This is a genomic window from Sphingomonas elodea ATCC 31461 (assembly GCF_000226955.1).
Classification (GTDB): domain Bacteria; phylum Pseudomonadota; class Alphaproteobacteria; order Sphingomonadales; family Sphingomonadaceae; genus Sphingomonas; species Sphingomonas elodea.
On record NZ_AGFU01000042.1, the window covers coordinates 20,841 to 36,239 of the forward strand.

Consider the following 15,399-nt stretch of genomic DNA (forward strand, 5'->3'; position numbering starts at 1 on the left):
ATCGTCCGATCGACACCCCGGTGCGCTATGTTTATCTTCAAACCTGTATTGATAAACAGAACTCGATTCGAGATAGTAACAATATCCGAGTCGGATGCATCGCATGGGGGTGTCGATGTTCCTCTATATGATCGATATCGTTCATCGTGAGCTGCTCGTCGTCTCGGTACTTTTCCTATTCGTCGGAGGTGTCGACGACATACTGGTCGATCTCCTTTATCTATACTATCGACTGACCCGGCGCGGCGGAGATCGGGCAGAGGCCGGCGCCGTGACGACCGGGCAGTCGGCATCGCGGTTCGCGATCTTCGTGCCGGCCTGGGATGAATCCGCGGTGATCGCGCCGATGCTCCGGGCGATGCTGGCGCGGTGGGGCGCGGGGCCCTACCGTATCTATGTCGGCACCTATCCCAACGATCCGGACACGATTGCTGCCGTGGCCGGGATCGCTGCCGAAGATCGGCGCGTCCGCCTCGTCGTCGGGCCGCGTCCCGGACCCACGACCAAGGCAGATTGCCTGAACGCCCTGTGGCGGGCGCTCGCCCGGGACGAGGCCGTGGAAGCAGCCGCACCGCCGTTCACGGCGATCGTGCTGCACGACGCCGAGGATGTGGTGCATCCGCAGGAACTGGCCGTCTATGCCGGATGGATCGAACACCACGCGGCGGTGCAGCTGCCGGTCGCGCCGCTTCGGCAACCGGGCTCGCCGCTGGTTTCGGGCCATTATCTCGACGAATTCGCCCAGTCGCACGGCGTAACGCTGCTGGTCCGGCAGATGCTGGGGGCAAGCCTGCCGCTGGCGGGGGTGGGCTGTGCCATCCGGTGCGACGTGCTGCGGCGGATCGCCGCGCATCGCGGCCAGCCGTTCGATGCCACCAGCCTGACCGAGGATTACGAGCTGGGCCTGAGCCTGCGCGAAATGGGCGAACGCTGCGCCTTTGTCCGCGTGGCGGAGGCGCCCGGCGGCGGGCCGGTCGCGGTGCGCGCCTATTTTCCGGGCACGGTCGCCACCGCGGTGCGGCAGAAGGCGCGCTGGATGACCGGCATTGCGCTCGCCGGCTGGGACCGGATGGGCTGGGGTGCCCGCTGGGATCTGGGCGACCACTGGATGCGGATGCGCGACCGGCGGGTGACGCTGGCGATGCCGGTGCTCGCCATCGCCTATGCGGCGCTGCTGTTCTGGGGGCTGTCGCTGCTGCTCCATGCCTGGACCGGCACGTCACCGCCTGCCTTCGAGCCCTGGCTTGCAGCGGGACTCGGCATCAATCTGGCACTGCTCGGCTGGCGGCTGCTGGTACGGGTGGCCGTCGTCAGCCGGATTCATGGCGCGGGCGAGGGCCTGTGGGCGGCGCCGCGCATGCTGGTCGCCAACTATATCGGCCTTCTCGCGGCGCGGCGGGCGCTCGTCCTCTATGTCCGACTGCTGCTGGGCGGCACGCTGCGCTGGGACAAGACGGCGCATCAATTCCCGCTGTCCTTCGCCGCCGGCACGCCTGCCGGATGAGCACCCGCCACGGACGCGGCCGGCCCCTGCGGTTCGTCGGCGCGGTGGCGGTAGGATGGCTGGGGCTGCGCACCGCGATGCTGTGGCCTGCTGCGGGGGAGCTGCCGCTCGTCGCCGCGGTCCCGGGAAGTCCGCGGCCGGTATTCGACAGGCAGCGCGAGCGGATTCCGTTCCCCGGGTCCTATCGGGCAAGCGCCCATGTCCGCACGCCGGGCGGACCGGGGATATCGGCCGCGCCCGCCGGCGCACCGGCAGCGCGGAAGGGCGCGGCCATGCTGCTCTCCGCGAACGTCGCGAGACGCGTCTCGGCGCCAGTGGTCGCGGTACCGGCGATCCTGCCCTCGGCATTCCCGCTACCGTTACCGCTCCCGCCCGAACCACAGCGAACGCAGACCCGGGCGGCAGGATTCCCCGGTACCCCGATCCCGACCGTCACCCCGCCGCCGCGTCGCTTCCAGCTGAGCAGCTGGCTGGTGCTGCGTCCGGGCATGGGCATCGGCGCGGCGCCCGGTGCGGGCCAGCTGGGGGGCAGCCAATATGGCGTGCGGCTGGTCCATGGGCTGGACATCCACCGGCACCTCGGCGCCTATGCCCGGCTCGCCGGGCCGCTGCGTGGTCGGGGTGCGGAGGCGGCGTTCGGGATCGAGTGGCAGCCCGGAGATGTGCCGGTGCGCCTTACCGTCGAGCATCGCCTCGGGCTGGACGGTGCAGCTGGTGGCCCGGCGCTCGGCCTGGTGGCGGGGATCGACCGGCGGATGGCGCCGGGCCTTCGGCTGGAAGCCTATGGCCAGGCCGGCGCGGTGCGGCGGAGCACCACAGAACCCTATGCCGACGGCGCGCTGCGGCTCACCCGGGAGGTGATGGCTGGCGACAAGGTTGCGCTGGCCCTGGGCGCGGGGGCCTGGGGCGCCGCGCAGCGCGAGGCGCAGCGGCTCGACGTCGGGCCGACCGCCATCGCCACCCTGCCGATCGGCGGCACGCAGGTGCGAGTCGCGCTCGACTGGCGGCAGCGCATCGCCGGCCGCGCCCGGCCCGGTTCGGGCGTGGCGCTCACCCTGGGCAGCGACTTCTGAAGCCATTCCCGCGCCCACCGCACCTTCGCCCTTTCGCATGCCCGCCGAAACGGGCTAGGTCTCGCACAGCATGGACCTGTATCTCCCCATCGCCAATCTATCGGTCAACGCGCTCGTGATCGTGGCGCTGGGGCTGGGCGTGGGCCTGCTCTCGGGCATGTTCGGGGTGGGCGGCGGGTTCCTCACCACCCCGCTGCTGATCTTCTACGGAATCCCCCCGACCGTCGCCGCCGCGTCCGCCGCCAGCCAGGTGACCGGCGCCAGCGTCTCCGGCGTGTTCGCGCATTTCCGCCGCAAGGGCGTGGACGTGCAGATGGGTGCGGTTCTCGTCACCGGCGGCATTCTCGGCAGCCTGCTCGGCGCCTGGCTGTTCAAGCTCCTCCAGGCGAGCGGCCAGATCGATGTGGTGATCGGCGTGCTCTATGTCGTGCTGCTCGGCTCGATCGGCGGGCTGATGGCGAAGGAGTCGGTCGGCGCGATCCGGGTGTCGCGCGGGGCCAGTCCGCCCCGGCCGCGCAAGCGGCGGCACCATCCGCTGGTCGCGTCGCTGCCGTTCCGCTGGCGCTTCTACGCCTCGGGGCTCTACATCTCGCCGCTGGCGCCGCTGCTGCTCGGCGTGTTCGTGGGCGTGCTGACGATGCTGCTGGGCGTGGGCGGCGGATTCATTCTGGTGCCGGCGATGCTCTACATCCTCGGCATGGGGACGCAGACGGTGGTCGGCACCTCGCTGTTCCAGACGCTGTTCACCACGGCGGTGGCGACGATGGTCCATGCGACGACCACCAAGGCGGTCGACATCGTGCTCGCGATCCTGCTGCTGCTGGGCTCGGTGATCGGCGCGCAGCTCGGTGCGCGCTTCGCCGCCAGGGCCAAGCCCGAATATCTGCGCCTGCTCCTTGCGCTGATCGTGCTTGCCGTCGCCACGCGGATGCTGCTCGGCCTCGCGTGGCGGCCCGACGAGATCTACTCGGTGGGCGTCGCGTGAAACGGGCCTGGGCGCTGGCGCTGGCCGCCCCCTTGGTCATGGGGCAGGCCAAGCCCGAGCTGGTGCCCGACGTCTCCCAGCGCGATATCGAGATCGCCTACAGCTTCACGGGCGCCGAGCTGCTGTTGTTCGGCGCCATCCTCTATCCCGGCGGGCGGGCGCCGGGCCAGGACGAGCGCCCCGCCGACATCGTCGTCGTTATCAAAGGGCCGACCGAATCGGTGGTCGTCCGCGAGAAGTCGAAGGTCGCCGGTATCTGGGTGAACGCAGCCCAGATGCGCTATCGCTCGGCGCCCAGCTTTTACGCGATGGCCTCGTCACGCCCGATCCGCCAGCTGGTCGACGAGCGGACCCGGGCGATCTACGAACTGGGGCTGGACAGCCTGCAGCTTTCGCCCGCCTCGGGCGCGGCACCGGCGGTTCAGCAGCGGTTCGACCGCGGGCTGGTCGATCTCAAGCGCCGGACCGGGTTGTTCTACGAGGCGCCGGGCGCGGTGGAGATCACCGGCGGCGTGCTCTACCGCGCACGCCTGCGCATTCCGGCCCGCGTGCCGGTGGGACGCTTCACCGCCGAGACCTTCCTGATCCGCGACGGCCGGGTGCTGGCGGCGGCGGTACGGCCGATCGCGATCCGCAAGTCCGGCTTCGAGCGCTTCGTGGCGACCAGCGCCGATCAGCATGCCATTGCCTATGGGCTGATCGCGGTGGGCGTATCCTTCCTGTTCGGCTGGGGTGCGGGCGCGCTCTGGCGTCGATTCTGAGCTGCCTGCACACGCGGTCTTAACGCCTTCCTGCGCATGCTCTTTCCCGCCTTTTTGGGGGATGCACGATGGAAGGCCAGTTTCGCGTCGGTGGGTTCGAGCAGGAGGGGGAAGGCGCGGGTACGCCGATCGGCCGGGCGCCGGCCGGGCCGCAGGCGATCGGCGCGGTGTTCGAGATCGCCGGCGCATTCAGCCAGGTGCTGCTCGACCTCGGCGAACTGGATGCGCTTGCCGCGAGCAGCGATGCCGCGCTGGCCAATGCCGGGCAGGTAGGTTCACAGGTCAAGATCCGTGTCGCCAGTGCCTGGTTGATCGCCAGCATCCGCACCGCGCGGCTCGACCCGTCCGGCAAGCGCGTCGCCGCCGCGATCGACTTTCTCGGCGAAGGCGACGAGGAGAAGCTGACGGGCAAGCTCTACCGCTTCAGCCGCGGCGTGACCCGCTATCCCACGCCCGGTGCCGAGGTTTTTCCGGTAACCACCGCCGATCTTCGCCAGATCTACGCCGCCGAGGATCGCGCCCATATCGAGGTCGGCACCGTCTACCCGACCAGGGATATTCGCGCGGCGCTGTATGTGGACGCGCTGCTCGGCAAGCATTTCGCGCTGCTGGGCTCGACCGGCACCGGCAAGTCGACTTCCGCCGCGCTGATCCTCCATCGGATCTGCCAGTTGGCCCCGCACGGCCATGTGGTGATGATCGATCCGCACGGCGAATATGGCCGCGCCTTCCAGCACAATGGCGCGCTGTTCGACGTGTCGAACCTGCAGCTGCCCTATTGGCTGATGAACTTCGAGGAACATTGCGAGGTGTTCCTGACCAGTGCCGGGCCTGAGCGGCAGGTGGATGCCGACATTCTCGCCAAGTGCCTGCTCGCCGCGCGTGCCAAGAACCGGATCGGGCAGGAGATCGGCAAGCTCACCGTCGACGCGCCGGTACCCTATCTGCTGTCGGACCTCACCAACGCGCTGACGCTCGACATGGGGAAGATGGACAAGGCGACCGACACGGCGCCCTATCTCCGCCTCAAGAGCAAGATCGACGAGGTGAAGAGCGACCCGCGCTATGCCTTCATGTTCTCGGGCATGCTGGTGGCGGATACCATGGCGGCGTTCCTCGCCCGCATTTTCCGCCTGCCGGGCGGCGGCAAGCCGATCTCGATCATCGACGTGTCGGGCGTGCCCAACGAGATCACCAGCGTCGTCGTCGCGGTGTTGAGCCGCATGGTGTTCGACTATGCGATCTGGTCGCGCGGCGAGGCGAAGCGGCCGGTGCTGCTCGTCTGCGAGGAGGCGCATCGCTATGTGCCCAGCGAGCGCAATGCCGACGGCTCGTCGGTGGGGCGGATCCTGAGCCGGATCGCCAAGGAAGGGCGCAAATACGGCGTATCGCTGGGGCTGATCACCCAGCGGCCTTCGGATCTGGCGGAGGGCGTGCTCTCCCAGTGCGGCACCATCCTGTCGATGCGGCTCAACAACGAACGCGACCAGGCGTTCGTCCGCGCGGCGATGCCGGAAGGCGCGCGGGGCTTTCTCGACGCGATCCCGGCGCTGCGCAACCGCGAATGCATCGTCGTGGGCGAGGGCGTGGCGACCCCGGTGCGGCTGCTGTTCGACGACCTCGATCCGGACAAGCGCCCGGCCTCGGACGATCCGCTATTCTCGGAGCTGTGGCGCGAGGCCGGCGGCGAGGAGGCGATGCTGGGAAGGACGATCCGCCGCTGGCGCGCGCAGGGGCGGTAGGGCTTACTCCGCTGCGTCCTTCTGCACGCCGTGGCCGACGGGCACTGCCATCAGGCCATGCAGCTTCGCCCGGAAGGCGCCCAGCGCACCGCCGGTCAGGCGCCGCACCGATGTGAACGACACCGCGCGCGGGTTGACCGCCTGGCCGTTGCGGGTCGTCTCGAAATGGAGGTGCGGGCCGGTCGACAGACCGGAATTGCCGCTGCGGCCGATCTGCTGGCCCTTGCGCACCGACTGTCCGGGACGGACCATGACTTTACTCAGATGCGCATAGCCGGTGCCGAAGCCGCCGCCATGATCAATCCGCACCAGATTGCCATAGCCGGCCGATCCGCCCGCCACGCGTACCACCCCGTCGACCGCGGCATACACAGGCGAACCATAGGGGGCGGCGATGTCGATGCCCTTGTGCATCCGGTTGAAGCCGAGAATCGGATGCATCCGCATGCCGAAGGCGGAGGAGAATCGGCCGTTGACCGGCATGGTCATCATGCCGGTCTTGCCGCCGGTGCCGCTGGCGTCGAACCATTCGGTCTTGCCGTCGCTCTCCCATGGGGCAAGCTGCACGCCGTTGGCGCAGCCGGTGACGCCGGCATACATCAGCTGGCCGTACTGGACCTCACCGGTCGCGGCGCGCGCCTGGCCGAGGATCAGGTCGAACTTGCAAGCCGATCCCAGCTTCGACACCGAGACGCGGGTGCTGAGCGTGCGCAGGAACGTCTCCACCGCCTTGGCCGGCGCGCCGGCGGCGCGGGCCGAGCGATAGAGGCTCGACCCGATCAGGCCCTGGACGCGCAGCGGCGTGCGGTCGATCGCGATCGGGATGGATTTGATCGCCAGCGCAGCCCCGGTGCGGGCAATCTCGATCCGGCGATCAAAGGCGGCGCGGAAGGCGAGCTTTTCGAGCGGACGCGGCTGCGACGTGTCGACGCGGCGGCCCAGCGTCATCTCCAGCACCGTATTGCGCTGGATCTGGCCGAGCGGCATCGCGCCCGATACGAGGCTGGCGACGATCCCGGCATCCGCCTCCCCCACGCCCGAGCGCTGCAGCACGCTGCGCAGCATCGTGCCGCTGCCGAGGCGCGCTTCATGCTCGATGATCGGGCGTTCCGGCGTGTCGGTGAGCGGCCGGACCAGCTTCGAGCTTGCGACATGGACGCCGGTACCCGAACCCTTGGCGATCGGCGCGATGGCCTGGGCCTGTTGCGCCTGCTCGGCCTCGCCGGTCAGTGGCGCGGGCGTCATGCCGGTGATCGGCCGATCGAAACCGGGGGAGAGCATCCAGGTCGCGGCGCACAGCGCCGCACAGGTCGCCGCACCGCGAAACCAGGTGGGGGAACCGATATCGGCGCCAAGATCGGGTACCAGATCGAGGGTCGCGAGCCGTTTGCCGATCCGCGCCGGCACCACCGCGGGGATCGCGCGCGCCAGGCCGCCGCCGCCACCGGCCAGGCCCGAGCCATGATCGTCGCGAAAGAACAAGCCGTGCTGCCCCTAAGACGGTTCTACGCGCCGCAGAAGAGACGCGTCCATCGTCTCACTCTGGAATCATGCCCTTAAAGTCAAATTAAGTTTGGAACCCGGGAACGCCGCACGCGGTGACCCGTGCGGAAGGCGCGGCGAAGGGACCGAACCGGCCGCAACCGTCCCCGCTTTGCAGAAAAGCGGTGCAAGGGAGTTGCCTAACGCCGCCCGGGCGACGATCTTGAAAGCAACATGAGCCAGTTCGCCCGTTCGCCCGTCACGGCAGTGCTGGGGCCCACCAATACCGGCAAGACCCACCTCGCCGTCGAGCGGATGTGCGGCCATGCCAGCGGCATGATCGGCTTCCCGCTGCGGCTGCTGGCGCGCGAGGTGTATGACCGCGTCGTGCGGATGAAGGGCCCGGCCGAAGTCGCGCTGATCACCGGCGAGGAAAAGATCCTGCCGCCCAAGGCGCGCTGGTTCTGCTGCACGGCGGAGAGCATGCCGCTGGAGCGCGAGACTGCGTTCGTCGCGCTCGACGAGGCGCAACTCGGCGCCGATCCGGAGCGCGGCCATGTCTTCACCGATCGGCTGCTGCGCGCCCGCGGCCGCGAGGAGACCATGCTCCTCGGCTCGGACAGCCTGCGGCCGATGCTCAAGGCGCTGGTGCCGGAGGCGGAGGTGGTCGGCCGCCCGCGTTTCTCGACGCTCAGCTATGCCGGGGCCAAGAAACTCTCGCGCCTGCCGCGCCGCTCTGCGATCGTCGCCTTCTCGGCCGAGGAAGTCTATGCGGTCGCCGAGGCATTACGGCGCCTGCGCGGCGGGGCGGCGGTGGTGATGGGCGCGCTGTCTCCGCGCACCCGCAACGCCCAGGTGGCCATGTTCCAGGCGGGCGAGGTCGACTATCTCGTCGCCACCGATGCGATCGGCATGGGGCTCAACATGGACGTTCACCATGTCGCCTTCGCCTCGCTCCACAAGTTCGACGGGCGCCGCCAGCGCCGGCTGACCATCGCCGAGATGGCCCAGATCGCGGGCCGCGCCGGGCGCCACCAGAAGGATGGCACCTTCGGCGCGCTGCACGCGGAAGGGCCGAGTGCGTTCACGCCGGAGGAGGTGCTGGCGATCGAGGGGCATCAGGTGCCCCGGCTCGAGCATCTCTACTGGCGCGAAGGCCAGCCGGATTTCGACAGCATCGACGCGCTCATCGCCAGCCTGGAGCGCAAGCCCGAGGCCGAGGTGCTGCGCGCCGCACCGCAGGCGACCGACCTCGCCGTGCTCAAGCGACTGTCCGAAGAATGCTGGGTCCGGGATCGGGTGCGGCATCCCCGGATGGTCGCGCGGCTCTGGGCGGCGTGCGGGCTGCCCGATTTCCGCAAGCTCGGCGTCGATCCGCATGCGCGGTTCGTAGGAAGGCTGTTCGGGCATCTCTCCGAAGGGCGCGGGCATGTGCCGCACCAATGGTTCGCCGACGAGATCCAGCGGCTGGACAATATGGGCGGTGATGTCGAGACGCTCGCCGGGCGGATCGCCGCGGCGCGCAGCTGGGCCTATATCGCCCACCGCGCCGACTGGCTGGAAGAGCCCACCCATTGGGCCGAGCGGACGCGGGCGATCGAGGAAAAACTGTCCGACGCGCTCCATGCCAGCCTCACCCAGCGCTTCGTCGACAAGCGGACCACGGTGCTGCTGCGCCAGATCGGCGCCGATGCCTCCACCCTGCCGGTGACGATCGGCCCCGAGGGCGAGGTGAGCGTGGAAGAGCACCCGCTCGGCACGCTCGAAGGCTTCCGCTTCAAGGTCGCGGCCGAGGCGCGGGCGGGGGACAAGCGCATGCTGCTTGCCGCCGCGGAGAAGCGATTGGCCGGGGAGTATCGCCGCCGCGGGTCGGCGCTGGCCGAAGCGCCGGATGCGGAGCTGGCGCAGGTCGGCACCGCGCTTCGCTGGCGCGGGCACGACGTGGCGCTGCTCAAGGCCGGCGCGAACCTGGTGCGGCCGCGCGTGCAGCTGGATCGCGCGCTCGACGTGCTCGATCCGCAGGCCAAGGCTGCCGTGCAGGCGCGGCTGGAACGCTGGTTCGCCGAGCGGGTGGCGGGCGACCTGCCGGTGCTCGCCAAGCTGGATGCGATCACGCGCGAGGCGGCTGCCGGCGCACCCCTTCGCGCGCTGGCGAACGCGCTGCTGGAGCAGGGCGGATTGCTGCCGCGCCGTGCGGCCGGTGCGATGCTCGAGGCGCTGGACGGTCCCGCCCGGCACCGGCTGCGCACCATCGGCATGACGATCGGCACGCTGGACGTGTTCGCGCCCGCGCTGCTCAAGCCGCGTGCGGCCGCGCGGCGTCGTGCGCTGATGGGGCTCGAAAGCGGACCGCCGGACGCTGCCGTGGTCCTGCCGCGCGATGCCGACGGCGCCGATCTCCTCCACGGCTTCCGCCCCTTCGGCGCGCAGGCGGTGCGGGTCGATCTGGTCGAGCGGATCGCCCGCGCGGCGCACGAGGCACGGCAGGGCCGCAAGCCCTTCGCGCCTGACCCGGCGCTCGCCACCTCGATCGGGCTCAAGCCCGAGACGATCGCGCGGCTGATGGCACAGCTCGGCTTCCGCACCGCGCGCGGCGACGCCGATGGCGTGCAGCGCTGGATCTGGCAGGGGCTGACGCCGCTCGCCAAGCCCAAGCCGGTGACGGTGCCGGGCAACGCCTTCGCGGCGCTGGCTGCGCTCCGCAATGGCTGAGCCGTCTGGCCACGGGCCGGCGATGCGGCTCGATCGCTTTCTCTGGTACGCGCGGATCGTGAAGACGCGCAGCGCGGCGCAGGCGCTGTGCGAAAAGGGGCTGCTGCGCATCGACGGCCGACGGGTGGAGCGTTCCTCGGCCTCGGTGCGCGTCGGCGCGATCCTGGCCTTTCCGATCCAGGGCAAGGTACGCGTGCTGCGCGTCGAGGCGCTGCCGATCCGGCGGGGGCCCCCGGGCGAGGCGCGGGCCTGCTACGAGGATCTCGTCACCGATCGCGGCGTTCAGGACATGTCCGGCGATTGACGTGAGGCCCGCCCGCGCATAGCAGGACCCCCGCATTGATCGTTCGCAACCAAGGACCGTTTTCCCAATGACCTATGTCGTCACCGACGCATGCATCCGGTGCAAGTACATGGACTGTGTCGAGGTCTGTCCGGTCGACTGTTTCTATGAGGGCGAGAACATGCTCGTCATCAACCCGAACGAATGCATCGATTGCGGCGTGTGCGAGCCGGAATGCCCGGCCGAGGCGATCCTGCCCGATACCGAGAACGGCCTCGAAAAGTGGCTCGAGCTCAACCGCACCTATTCGGAGCAGTGGCCCAACATCACCACCAAGGGCGAGGCGCCGGCCGACGCCGATGCGATGAAGGCCGAGACCGACAAGTTCGACAAGTATTTCTCGCCGAACCCCGGTTCGGGCGACTGATCGGCCCGGCGGCATAGCCCGCCTCCAAGAGCCCGATTTGGGGCACGGCGCATGGATTTCTGCGCCGTGTGCATGACCTTTCACTGGTAATTTTATTACGAGCGTGTTAAATAGCACACGACGAAGGCAAAGACTCGCCTTCGCCCGGAGACGCTAGCGTATGCCCCGTGTTCCCTCGTCCGCCGCGCCCAGCGCGCTTGGGCGGGATCCGCAATCCAACCGGGGCCGGTAATTCACGAAAGGTTCCTCGCACATGGCTGCCAAGGCGCTGTCCTTCGATGTCGGCGATTATGTCGTTTACCCCAAGCACGGCGTGGGCCGTGTGATCGAGCTGCAGAAGCAGGAAATTGCTGGAATGCAGCTCGAGCTTTACGTCCTGCGTTTCGAAAAAGAGAAGATGACGCTCCGCGTGCCGACCAACAAGGCCGAGAGCGTGGGCATGCGCAAGCTTTCCAGCGACAAGACGCTCAAGGAAGCGCTCGATACGCTGAAGGGCAAGCCTAAGGTGAAGCGCACCATGTGGTCGCGTCGCGCCCAGGAATATGAAGCGAAGATCAACTCGGGCGACCTGGTGTCGATCGCCGAGGTGGTCCGCGACCTGTTCCGCGCCGACGACCAGCCCGAGCAGAGCTATTCCGAGCGCCAGATCTTCGAAGGCGCGGCCAGCCGCCTCGCCCGCGAACTGGCGGCGATGGAAGAGATCGACGAGCCGGCAGCGCTGGAAAAGATCCTGGATATCCTGCGCAAGGCCGCGGCGATCCACAACAAGGACAAGGTTCCCGCCTGAGGCGCGGACTCCGGGTCGGACGCAAAGGGGGGCGGAACCATCGGTTCGCGCCCCCTTTTCGTTGCGGCCCGATCGTGTATTATGCATGCAATACACGATCGGGAGATCCGCCATGCGTCCGTTGCTCGTCCTCGCCCTGCTGCCCCTCGCCACCGCCTGCCATGCCAGCTGGGACGAGGCCAAGGGTACCAAGATCGGGCCAAGCGGCACCGGCGCCAGCCGCAGCTTCGCCGCCACGGGCTTCACCGCCGTCGCGCTGAAGGGGCCGGACAATGTCGACGTGCGGACCGGGGCTGCCTTCTCGGTGCAGGCCGAGGGGGACCCGAAGCTGCTCGACGAGCTGGACATCCGCCTCGACGGCAAGACCCTCAATGTCGGCCGCAAGACGAAGGCCGGCGTGATGTGGGACAAGGGCGAGGTAGCCAAGATCCATGTCGTGATGCCGCGGCTGCGCGAGGCCGCGGTCGCGGGATCGGGTTCGATGCGGGTCGACCGGGTCGAGGGCACGTTCGACGGTGCGGTCGCCGGCTCGGGCAATCTCGACATCGCCGCGGTCGCGGCGGAAGAGGCGTCGCTGTCGATCGCCGGTTCGGGCGACATCCTGCTGGCCGGTCGCGCGAACAAGATGGAGGTCTCGATCGCGGGTTCCGGCGACCTGCGCGGCCAGCAGTTCACCGCGAGCCGTGCCGACATCTCGATCGCCGGTTCGGGCAGCGTGCGCGCCAATGTGGGTGGCCCGGCGTCGATCTCGCTGCTGGGTTCGGGCGATGTCGAACTGCGCGGCGGCGCGAAATGCGAGGTGAGCAAGGTCGGCGCGGGCGAGGCGAAGTGTTCGTAAGCGTCGGCTTTGTAATAGTTTAATGCTCGAGGCTTGGGCACTGTAATCAGTTTTTGCCCGCCCGGTGCGACATACTATCCGTGGCATCTTGATGCACCAGAATGTAGCGTTAGTGTCTCACCTGGAGGTCAGCGATGCATGATCACCGTTTGAAAGGAGCGAATGATGGTATTTTCAACCGCTGTGGGTGATCAGATTGCTGCGACGGCTGCAGTGGCACCTGCACCTGCACCTGCACCAAACGCACCATCAGCGTCGCAGGCTTCTGTCAGCGACGCGCTGGCTGCGGTCGAGCGTGCTATCCAAAGCGCGCAAAACCAGGTTGAGGCGGCGCTGGCTGCTGCGAAAAAGGCGCTTGATGAAGCGGGTACCGGGAACGCACCCCACCCCGCGACGCATGCCATGGACCAAGTGGCTGCGGCGATGGCGGCTGCCGAGAAGGCAGTACGCGAAGCGATGGGCTGAACTGACGTTCTATCAGCGTGCTACGATCTGCGTGCGAGCCCATCGTGGAAATCGGGTATGCTCGGCGCAGATCAGCTAGAAGCTGGCGATGCGCGGAGAACGGAATTTGTAGCAATGGGTCTCCGCGTGAGCGAAGCGCGTCTTCGCCTGCTCTGATCCCAATGGAACGACCTTGGGTGAGGGCAGCCATCAGGCCGCCAGCGGAAACCGCAGCAGCTTGCGTTCGGTCGCGACCAGCGCCTCCGCCCCCGGCCCCACGGCGCGCACGATCTCCGGATGCCCGGCGTCCAGCCCCCCGGTAAGCGCGCCGAAGGCGGGCAGGATCAGCTTGGTGCCCGTCGCCACGAAGCAGCGGCGCGCGACGTGGCGACCGCGTACGGTGAGCCGCAGCTTGGGGTGGAAATGGCCGGAAAGCTCGGGTCGCTGCTCGCTCGCCTCGGCCTCGTGCCGAAGCACCAGGCCGTCGACCTCCGCCTCCTCGTGGACCGTGCCGCCGCAATGCTCGACCAGCACCGAATCATGGTTGCCGGTAATCCAGTGCCAGGCGAGCCTGCCGGTCAGCGCCGTCAGCATCGCGCGGGCCTGGGCGGGCAGGCGCTCGCAGCCTTCGACGTCGTGGAAGCTGTCGCCCAGGCACCAGAGCTCCAGCGGCGCCACCCGCTCGACCAGCGCCGTCAGCGCCGAAAGCGTCGCCAGCGTGTCATAGGGCGGGAGCATCTGGCCGCCGAGCGCGAACCAGCTCGCCTTCTCGAAATGCAGGTCGGCGACGAGCAGCGCCCGTCGCGCCGGCCAGTAGAGCGCACCTTCGGGAAGCGCACGAAAATCATGGCTGGCGAACGAAAGGGGAACCATGGGCGTCCTATCCCGCTTCCGCTCGCCGCCGTCAACGGGTCTCAGGCGGCGACTGTCTCTGGCTTGGCCCGCACCGTCTCGCCCAGCGCACCGAGGATGCGCACCCAGGAGCGGATGCCCTTGTGGAAGCTCTTCAGCTCGTACTTCTCGTTGGGCGAATGAATGTTGTCGTCGGGCAGCGCGAAGCCGACCATCACGCTGTCCATCCCCAGGATCGAGCGGATCGAGTTGACCACCGGGATCGAGCCGCCGCAGCCGAGCAGCGCGGAGGTGCCCCATTCGGCATCGAGCGCGGCTTGGGTCGCGGCCAGAGGGCCGCTGTCGCTGGCCAGGCTGATCGCGAAGCTGCCAGGGCCGCGGGTGACGAACTCGGCCGAGCAATCCTCGGGCAGGCGGCTGCGGACATGGTGCTGGAACGCCTCCCACACCTGGTCCGGATCCTGGGTGCCGACCAGGCGGAAGCTCACCTTGGCATGCGCTTCGGCGGGGATCACTGTCTTGAAGCCCTCGCCGGTATAGCCGCCCCACATGCCGTTGATCTCGGCCGTCGGGCGCGACCAGACCTGTTCGAGCACGGTCTTGCCCGTCTCGCCGGCGGGGACGCGCAGGCCGATCTCGCCGAGGAAGTCGGCGGCATCGAAGCCGAGCTTGTTCCAGCTGTCCAGCACCGCCGGCTCGGTATCCGGCACGCCGTCATAAAAGCCGTCGAGCGTCACCCGGCCGTCCGCGTCCTTCATCTCGCCGAGAATGCCCGCGAGCAGCTGGAGCGGGTTGCGCGCCGCGCCGCCGTACAGGCCGGAGTGGAGGTCGCGCGAAGGCCCGCGCACCGTCACCTGGCCCGCCGCCATGCCGCGCAGGCCGATGGTGATGCCGGGCGTGTCACGGTCCCACATCAGCGTGTCGCAAATGAGCGCGAAATCGGCCTTCAGCTCCTCGGCATGGGCGTGGAGGAAGGGCTCCAGGCTGGTCGACCCCGATTCTTCCTCGCCCTCGAACAGGATGGTGACGCGGCAGGGCAGGCGGCCCTCCGTTTCCTTCCACGCGCGGCAGGCCTCGATAAAGGTGCGCAGCTGGCCCTTGTCATCCGAGGCGCCGCGCCCGACGATCGTCTTCGATCCGTCCGCACGGGTGTCGATCCAGGGATCGAACGGGTCGCGCGTCCACAGCGCGATCGGGTCCACCGGCTGCACGTCGTAATGCCCGTAGAACAGCACATGCGGGCCGTCGCCGTCATGATGGGCGACCACCATCGGATGGCCGGGCGTATCGGCGACGCGCGCCTTGAAGCCGAGGTCCGCCAGTTCGGCGGCAAGCTGCTCGGCGGCGCGGCGGCACTCGGCGGCATAGGCCGGATCGGTGGAGATGGAGGGCACGCGCATCAGTGCGGCGAGGCGCTCGATGCTGGTGTCGAGCTGGGCATCGGCGAACGCAAGGGCGGAGTCGGTCATGGGACGTCAGCTATGCCTCGCCGGTCCGCGCTGCAACCCC

The 15,399-nt window shown here is 68.8% G+C and carries 14 protein-coding genes; 11 read left to right on the forward strand and 3 right to left on the reverse strand.

What is annotated here, in order from left to right; all coding sequences use genetic code 11:
- Nucleotides 1–115 precede the first annotated feature (115 nt).
- The 5 genes from KK7_RS0112730 to KK7_RS0112750 all read left to right on the forward strand — a co-directional run bounded on the left by KK7_RS0112730 (nt 116) and on the right by KK7_RS0112750 (nt 6,065).
- Nucleotides 116–1,504, forward strand: coding sequence for a glycosyl transferase family protein (locus tag KK7_RS0112730; protein WP_100207586.1), 1,389 nt, complete (start codon nt 116–118; stop codon nt 1,502–1,504).
- On the forward strand, nt 1,501–2,577 hold the full coding sequence (locus tag KK7_RS23410) for a hypothetical protein (RefSeq protein WP_010545033.1): 1,077 nt from the start codon (nt 1,501–1,503) through the stop codon (nt 2,575–2,577). Before KK7_RS0112730 ends, KK7_RS23410 begins: the two co-directional genes overlap by 4 nt.
- Before the next feature lie 70 nt (nt 2,578–2,647).
- Nucleotides 2,648–3,562 (forward strand): sulfite exporter TauE/SafE family protein, encoded by a 915-nt coding sequence (locus KK7_RS0112740; RefSeq protein ID WP_010545034.1) that lies wholly within the window; start codon nt 2,648–2,650, stop codon nt 3,560–3,562.
- A gap of 38 nt (nt 3,563–3,600) precedes the next feature.
- On the forward strand, nt 3,601–4,323 hold the full coding sequence (locus tag KK7_RS0112745; RefSeq protein ID WP_086011768.1) for a TIGR02186 family protein: 723 nt from the start codon (nt 3,601–3,603) through the stop codon (nt 4,321–4,323).
- 68 nt (nt 4,324–4,391) lie between these two features.
- Entirely contained in the window at nt 4,392–6,065 is a 1,674-nt protein-coding gene (locus KK7_RS0112750; protein ID WP_010545036.1) for an ATP-binding protein, read from the forward strand.
- A gap of 3 nt (nt 6,066–6,068) precedes the next feature.
- Here the strand turns inward: KK7_RS0112750 and KK7_RS0112755 are convergent, their stop codons facing one another.
- Nucleotides 6,069–7,547, reverse strand: a complete 1,479-nt coding sequence (locus KK7_RS0112755) for a M23 family metallopeptidase (protein ID WP_010545037.1) — start codon at nt 7,545–7,547, stop codon at nt 6,069–6,071.
- A gap of 234 nt (nt 7,548–7,781) precedes the next feature.
- Here KK7_RS0112755 and KK7_RS0112760 point away from each other — a divergent pair, with 234 nt between their 5' ends.
- The 6 genes from KK7_RS0112760 (at nt 7,782) to KK7_RS22605 (ending at nt 13,059) form a co-directional block, all read left to right on the forward strand.
- Nucleotides 7,782–10,259 (forward strand): helicase-related protein, encoded by a 2,478-nt coding sequence (locus tag KK7_RS0112760; RefSeq protein ID WP_010545038.1) that lies wholly within the window; start codon nt 7,782–7,784, stop codon nt 10,257–10,259.
- Entirely contained in the window at nt 10,252–10,563 is a 312-nt protein-coding gene (locus KK7_RS0112765; RefSeq protein WP_029623264.1) for an RNA-binding S4 domain-containing protein, read from the forward strand. Before KK7_RS0112760 ends, KK7_RS0112765 begins: the two co-directional genes overlap by 8 nt.
- Before the next feature lie 67 nt (nt 10,564–10,630).
- Nucleotides 10,631–10,969, forward strand: coding sequence for a ferredoxin FdxA (gene fdxA, locus KK7_RS0112770; protein ID WP_010545040.1), 339 nt, complete (start codon nt 10,631–10,633; stop codon nt 10,967–10,969).
- A 253-nt stretch (nt 10,970–11,222) separates the two neighbouring features.
- On the forward strand, nt 11,223–11,756 hold the full coding sequence (locus tag KK7_RS0112775) for a CarD family transcriptional regulator (RefSeq protein ID WP_010545041.1): 534 nt from the start codon (nt 11,223–11,225) through the stop codon (nt 11,754–11,756).
- 112 nt (nt 11,757–11,868) lie between these two features.
- On the forward strand, nt 11,869–12,594 hold the full coding sequence (locus tag KK7_RS0112780; RefSeq protein ID WP_010545042.1) for a head GIN domain-containing protein: 726 nt from the start codon (nt 11,869–11,871) through the stop codon (nt 12,592–12,594).
- A 165-nt stretch (nt 12,595–12,759) separates the two neighbouring features.
- A complete protein-coding gene (locus KK7_RS22605) occupies nt 12,760–13,059 on the forward strand; it encodes a hypothetical protein (RefSeq protein WP_158000004.1) in 300 nt (99 codons plus the stop codon).
- 189 nt (nt 13,060–13,248) lie between these two features.
- On the opposite strand, the gene pdeM is transcribed toward KK7_RS22605, so the two are convergent.
- Complete coding sequence (gene pdeM / locus KK7_RS0112785) at nt 13,249–13,911, reverse strand: ligase-associated DNA damage response endonuclease PdeM (RefSeq protein ID WP_010545043.1); 663 nt, start codon at nt 13,909–13,911, stop codon at nt 13,249–13,251.
- A gap of 41 nt (nt 13,912–13,952) precedes the next feature.
- Nucleotides 13,953–15,359 carry a M20/M25/M40 family metallo-hydrolase gene (locus KK7_RS0112790; protein ID WP_010545044.1) on the reverse strand — a complete coding sequence of 469 codons (1,407 nt, stop codon included), beginning with the start codon at nt 15,357–15,359 and terminating at the stop codon, nt 13,953–13,955.
- Nucleotides 15,360–15,399 lie beyond the last annotated feature (40 nt).

What these genes read in the sequence shown, in the direction of transcription:
- fdxA (WP_010545040.1), top strand. Translation starts at nt 10,631, where the DNA reads ATGACCTATGTCGTCACCGACGCATGCATCCGGTGCAAGTACATGGAC.
- KK7_RS0112740 (WP_010545034.1), top strand. Translation starts at nt 2,648, where the DNA reads ATGGACCTGTATCTCCCCATCGCCAATCTATCGGTCAACGCGCTCGTG.
- KK7_RS0112765 (WP_029623264.1), top strand. Translation starts at nt 10,252, where the DNA reads ATGGCTGAGCCGTCTGGCCACGGGCCGGCGATGCGGCTCGATCGCTTT.
- KK7_RS0112730 (WP_100207586.1), top strand. Translation starts at nt 116, where the DNA reads ATGTTCCTCTATATGATCGATATCGTTCATCGTGAGCTGCTCGTCGTC.
- KK7_RS0112790 (WP_010545044.1), bottom strand. Translation starts at nt 15,359, where the DNA reads ATGACCGACTCCGCCCTTGCGTTCGCCGATGCCCAGCTCGACACCAGC.
- KK7_RS22605 (WP_158000004.1), top strand. Translation starts at nt 12,760, where the DNA reads ATGGTATTTTCAACCGCTGTGGGTGATCAGATTGCTGCGACGGCTGCA.
- pdeM (WP_010545043.1), bottom strand. Translation starts at nt 13,911, where the DNA reads ATGGTTCCCCTTTCGTTCGCCAGCCATGATTTTCGTGCGCTTCCCGAA.
- KK7_RS0112760 (WP_010545038.1), top strand. Translation starts at nt 7,782, where the DNA reads ATGAGCCAGTTCGCCCGTTCGCCCGTCACGGCAGTGCTGGGGCCCACC.
- KK7_RS0112780 (WP_010545042.1), top strand. Translation starts at nt 11,869, where the DNA reads ATGCGTCCGTTGCTCGTCCTCGCCCTGCTGCCCCTCGCCACCGCCTGC.
- KK7_RS0112750 (WP_010545036.1), top strand. Translation starts at nt 4,392, where the DNA reads ATGGAAGGCCAGTTTCGCGTCGGTGGGTTCGAGCAGGAGGGGGAAGGC.
- KK7_RS23410 (WP_010545033.1), top strand. Translation starts at nt 1,501, where the DNA reads ATGAGCACCCGCCACGGACGCGGCCGGCCCCTGCGGTTCGTCGGCGCG.
- KK7_RS0112745 (WP_086011768.1), top strand. Translation starts at nt 3,601, where the DNA reads ATGGGGCAGGCCAAGCCCGAGCTGGTGCCCGACGTCTCCCAGCGCGAT.
- KK7_RS0112775 (WP_010545041.1), top strand. Translation starts at nt 11,223, where the DNA reads ATGGCTGCCAAGGCGCTGTCCTTCGATGTCGGCGATTATGTCGTTTAC.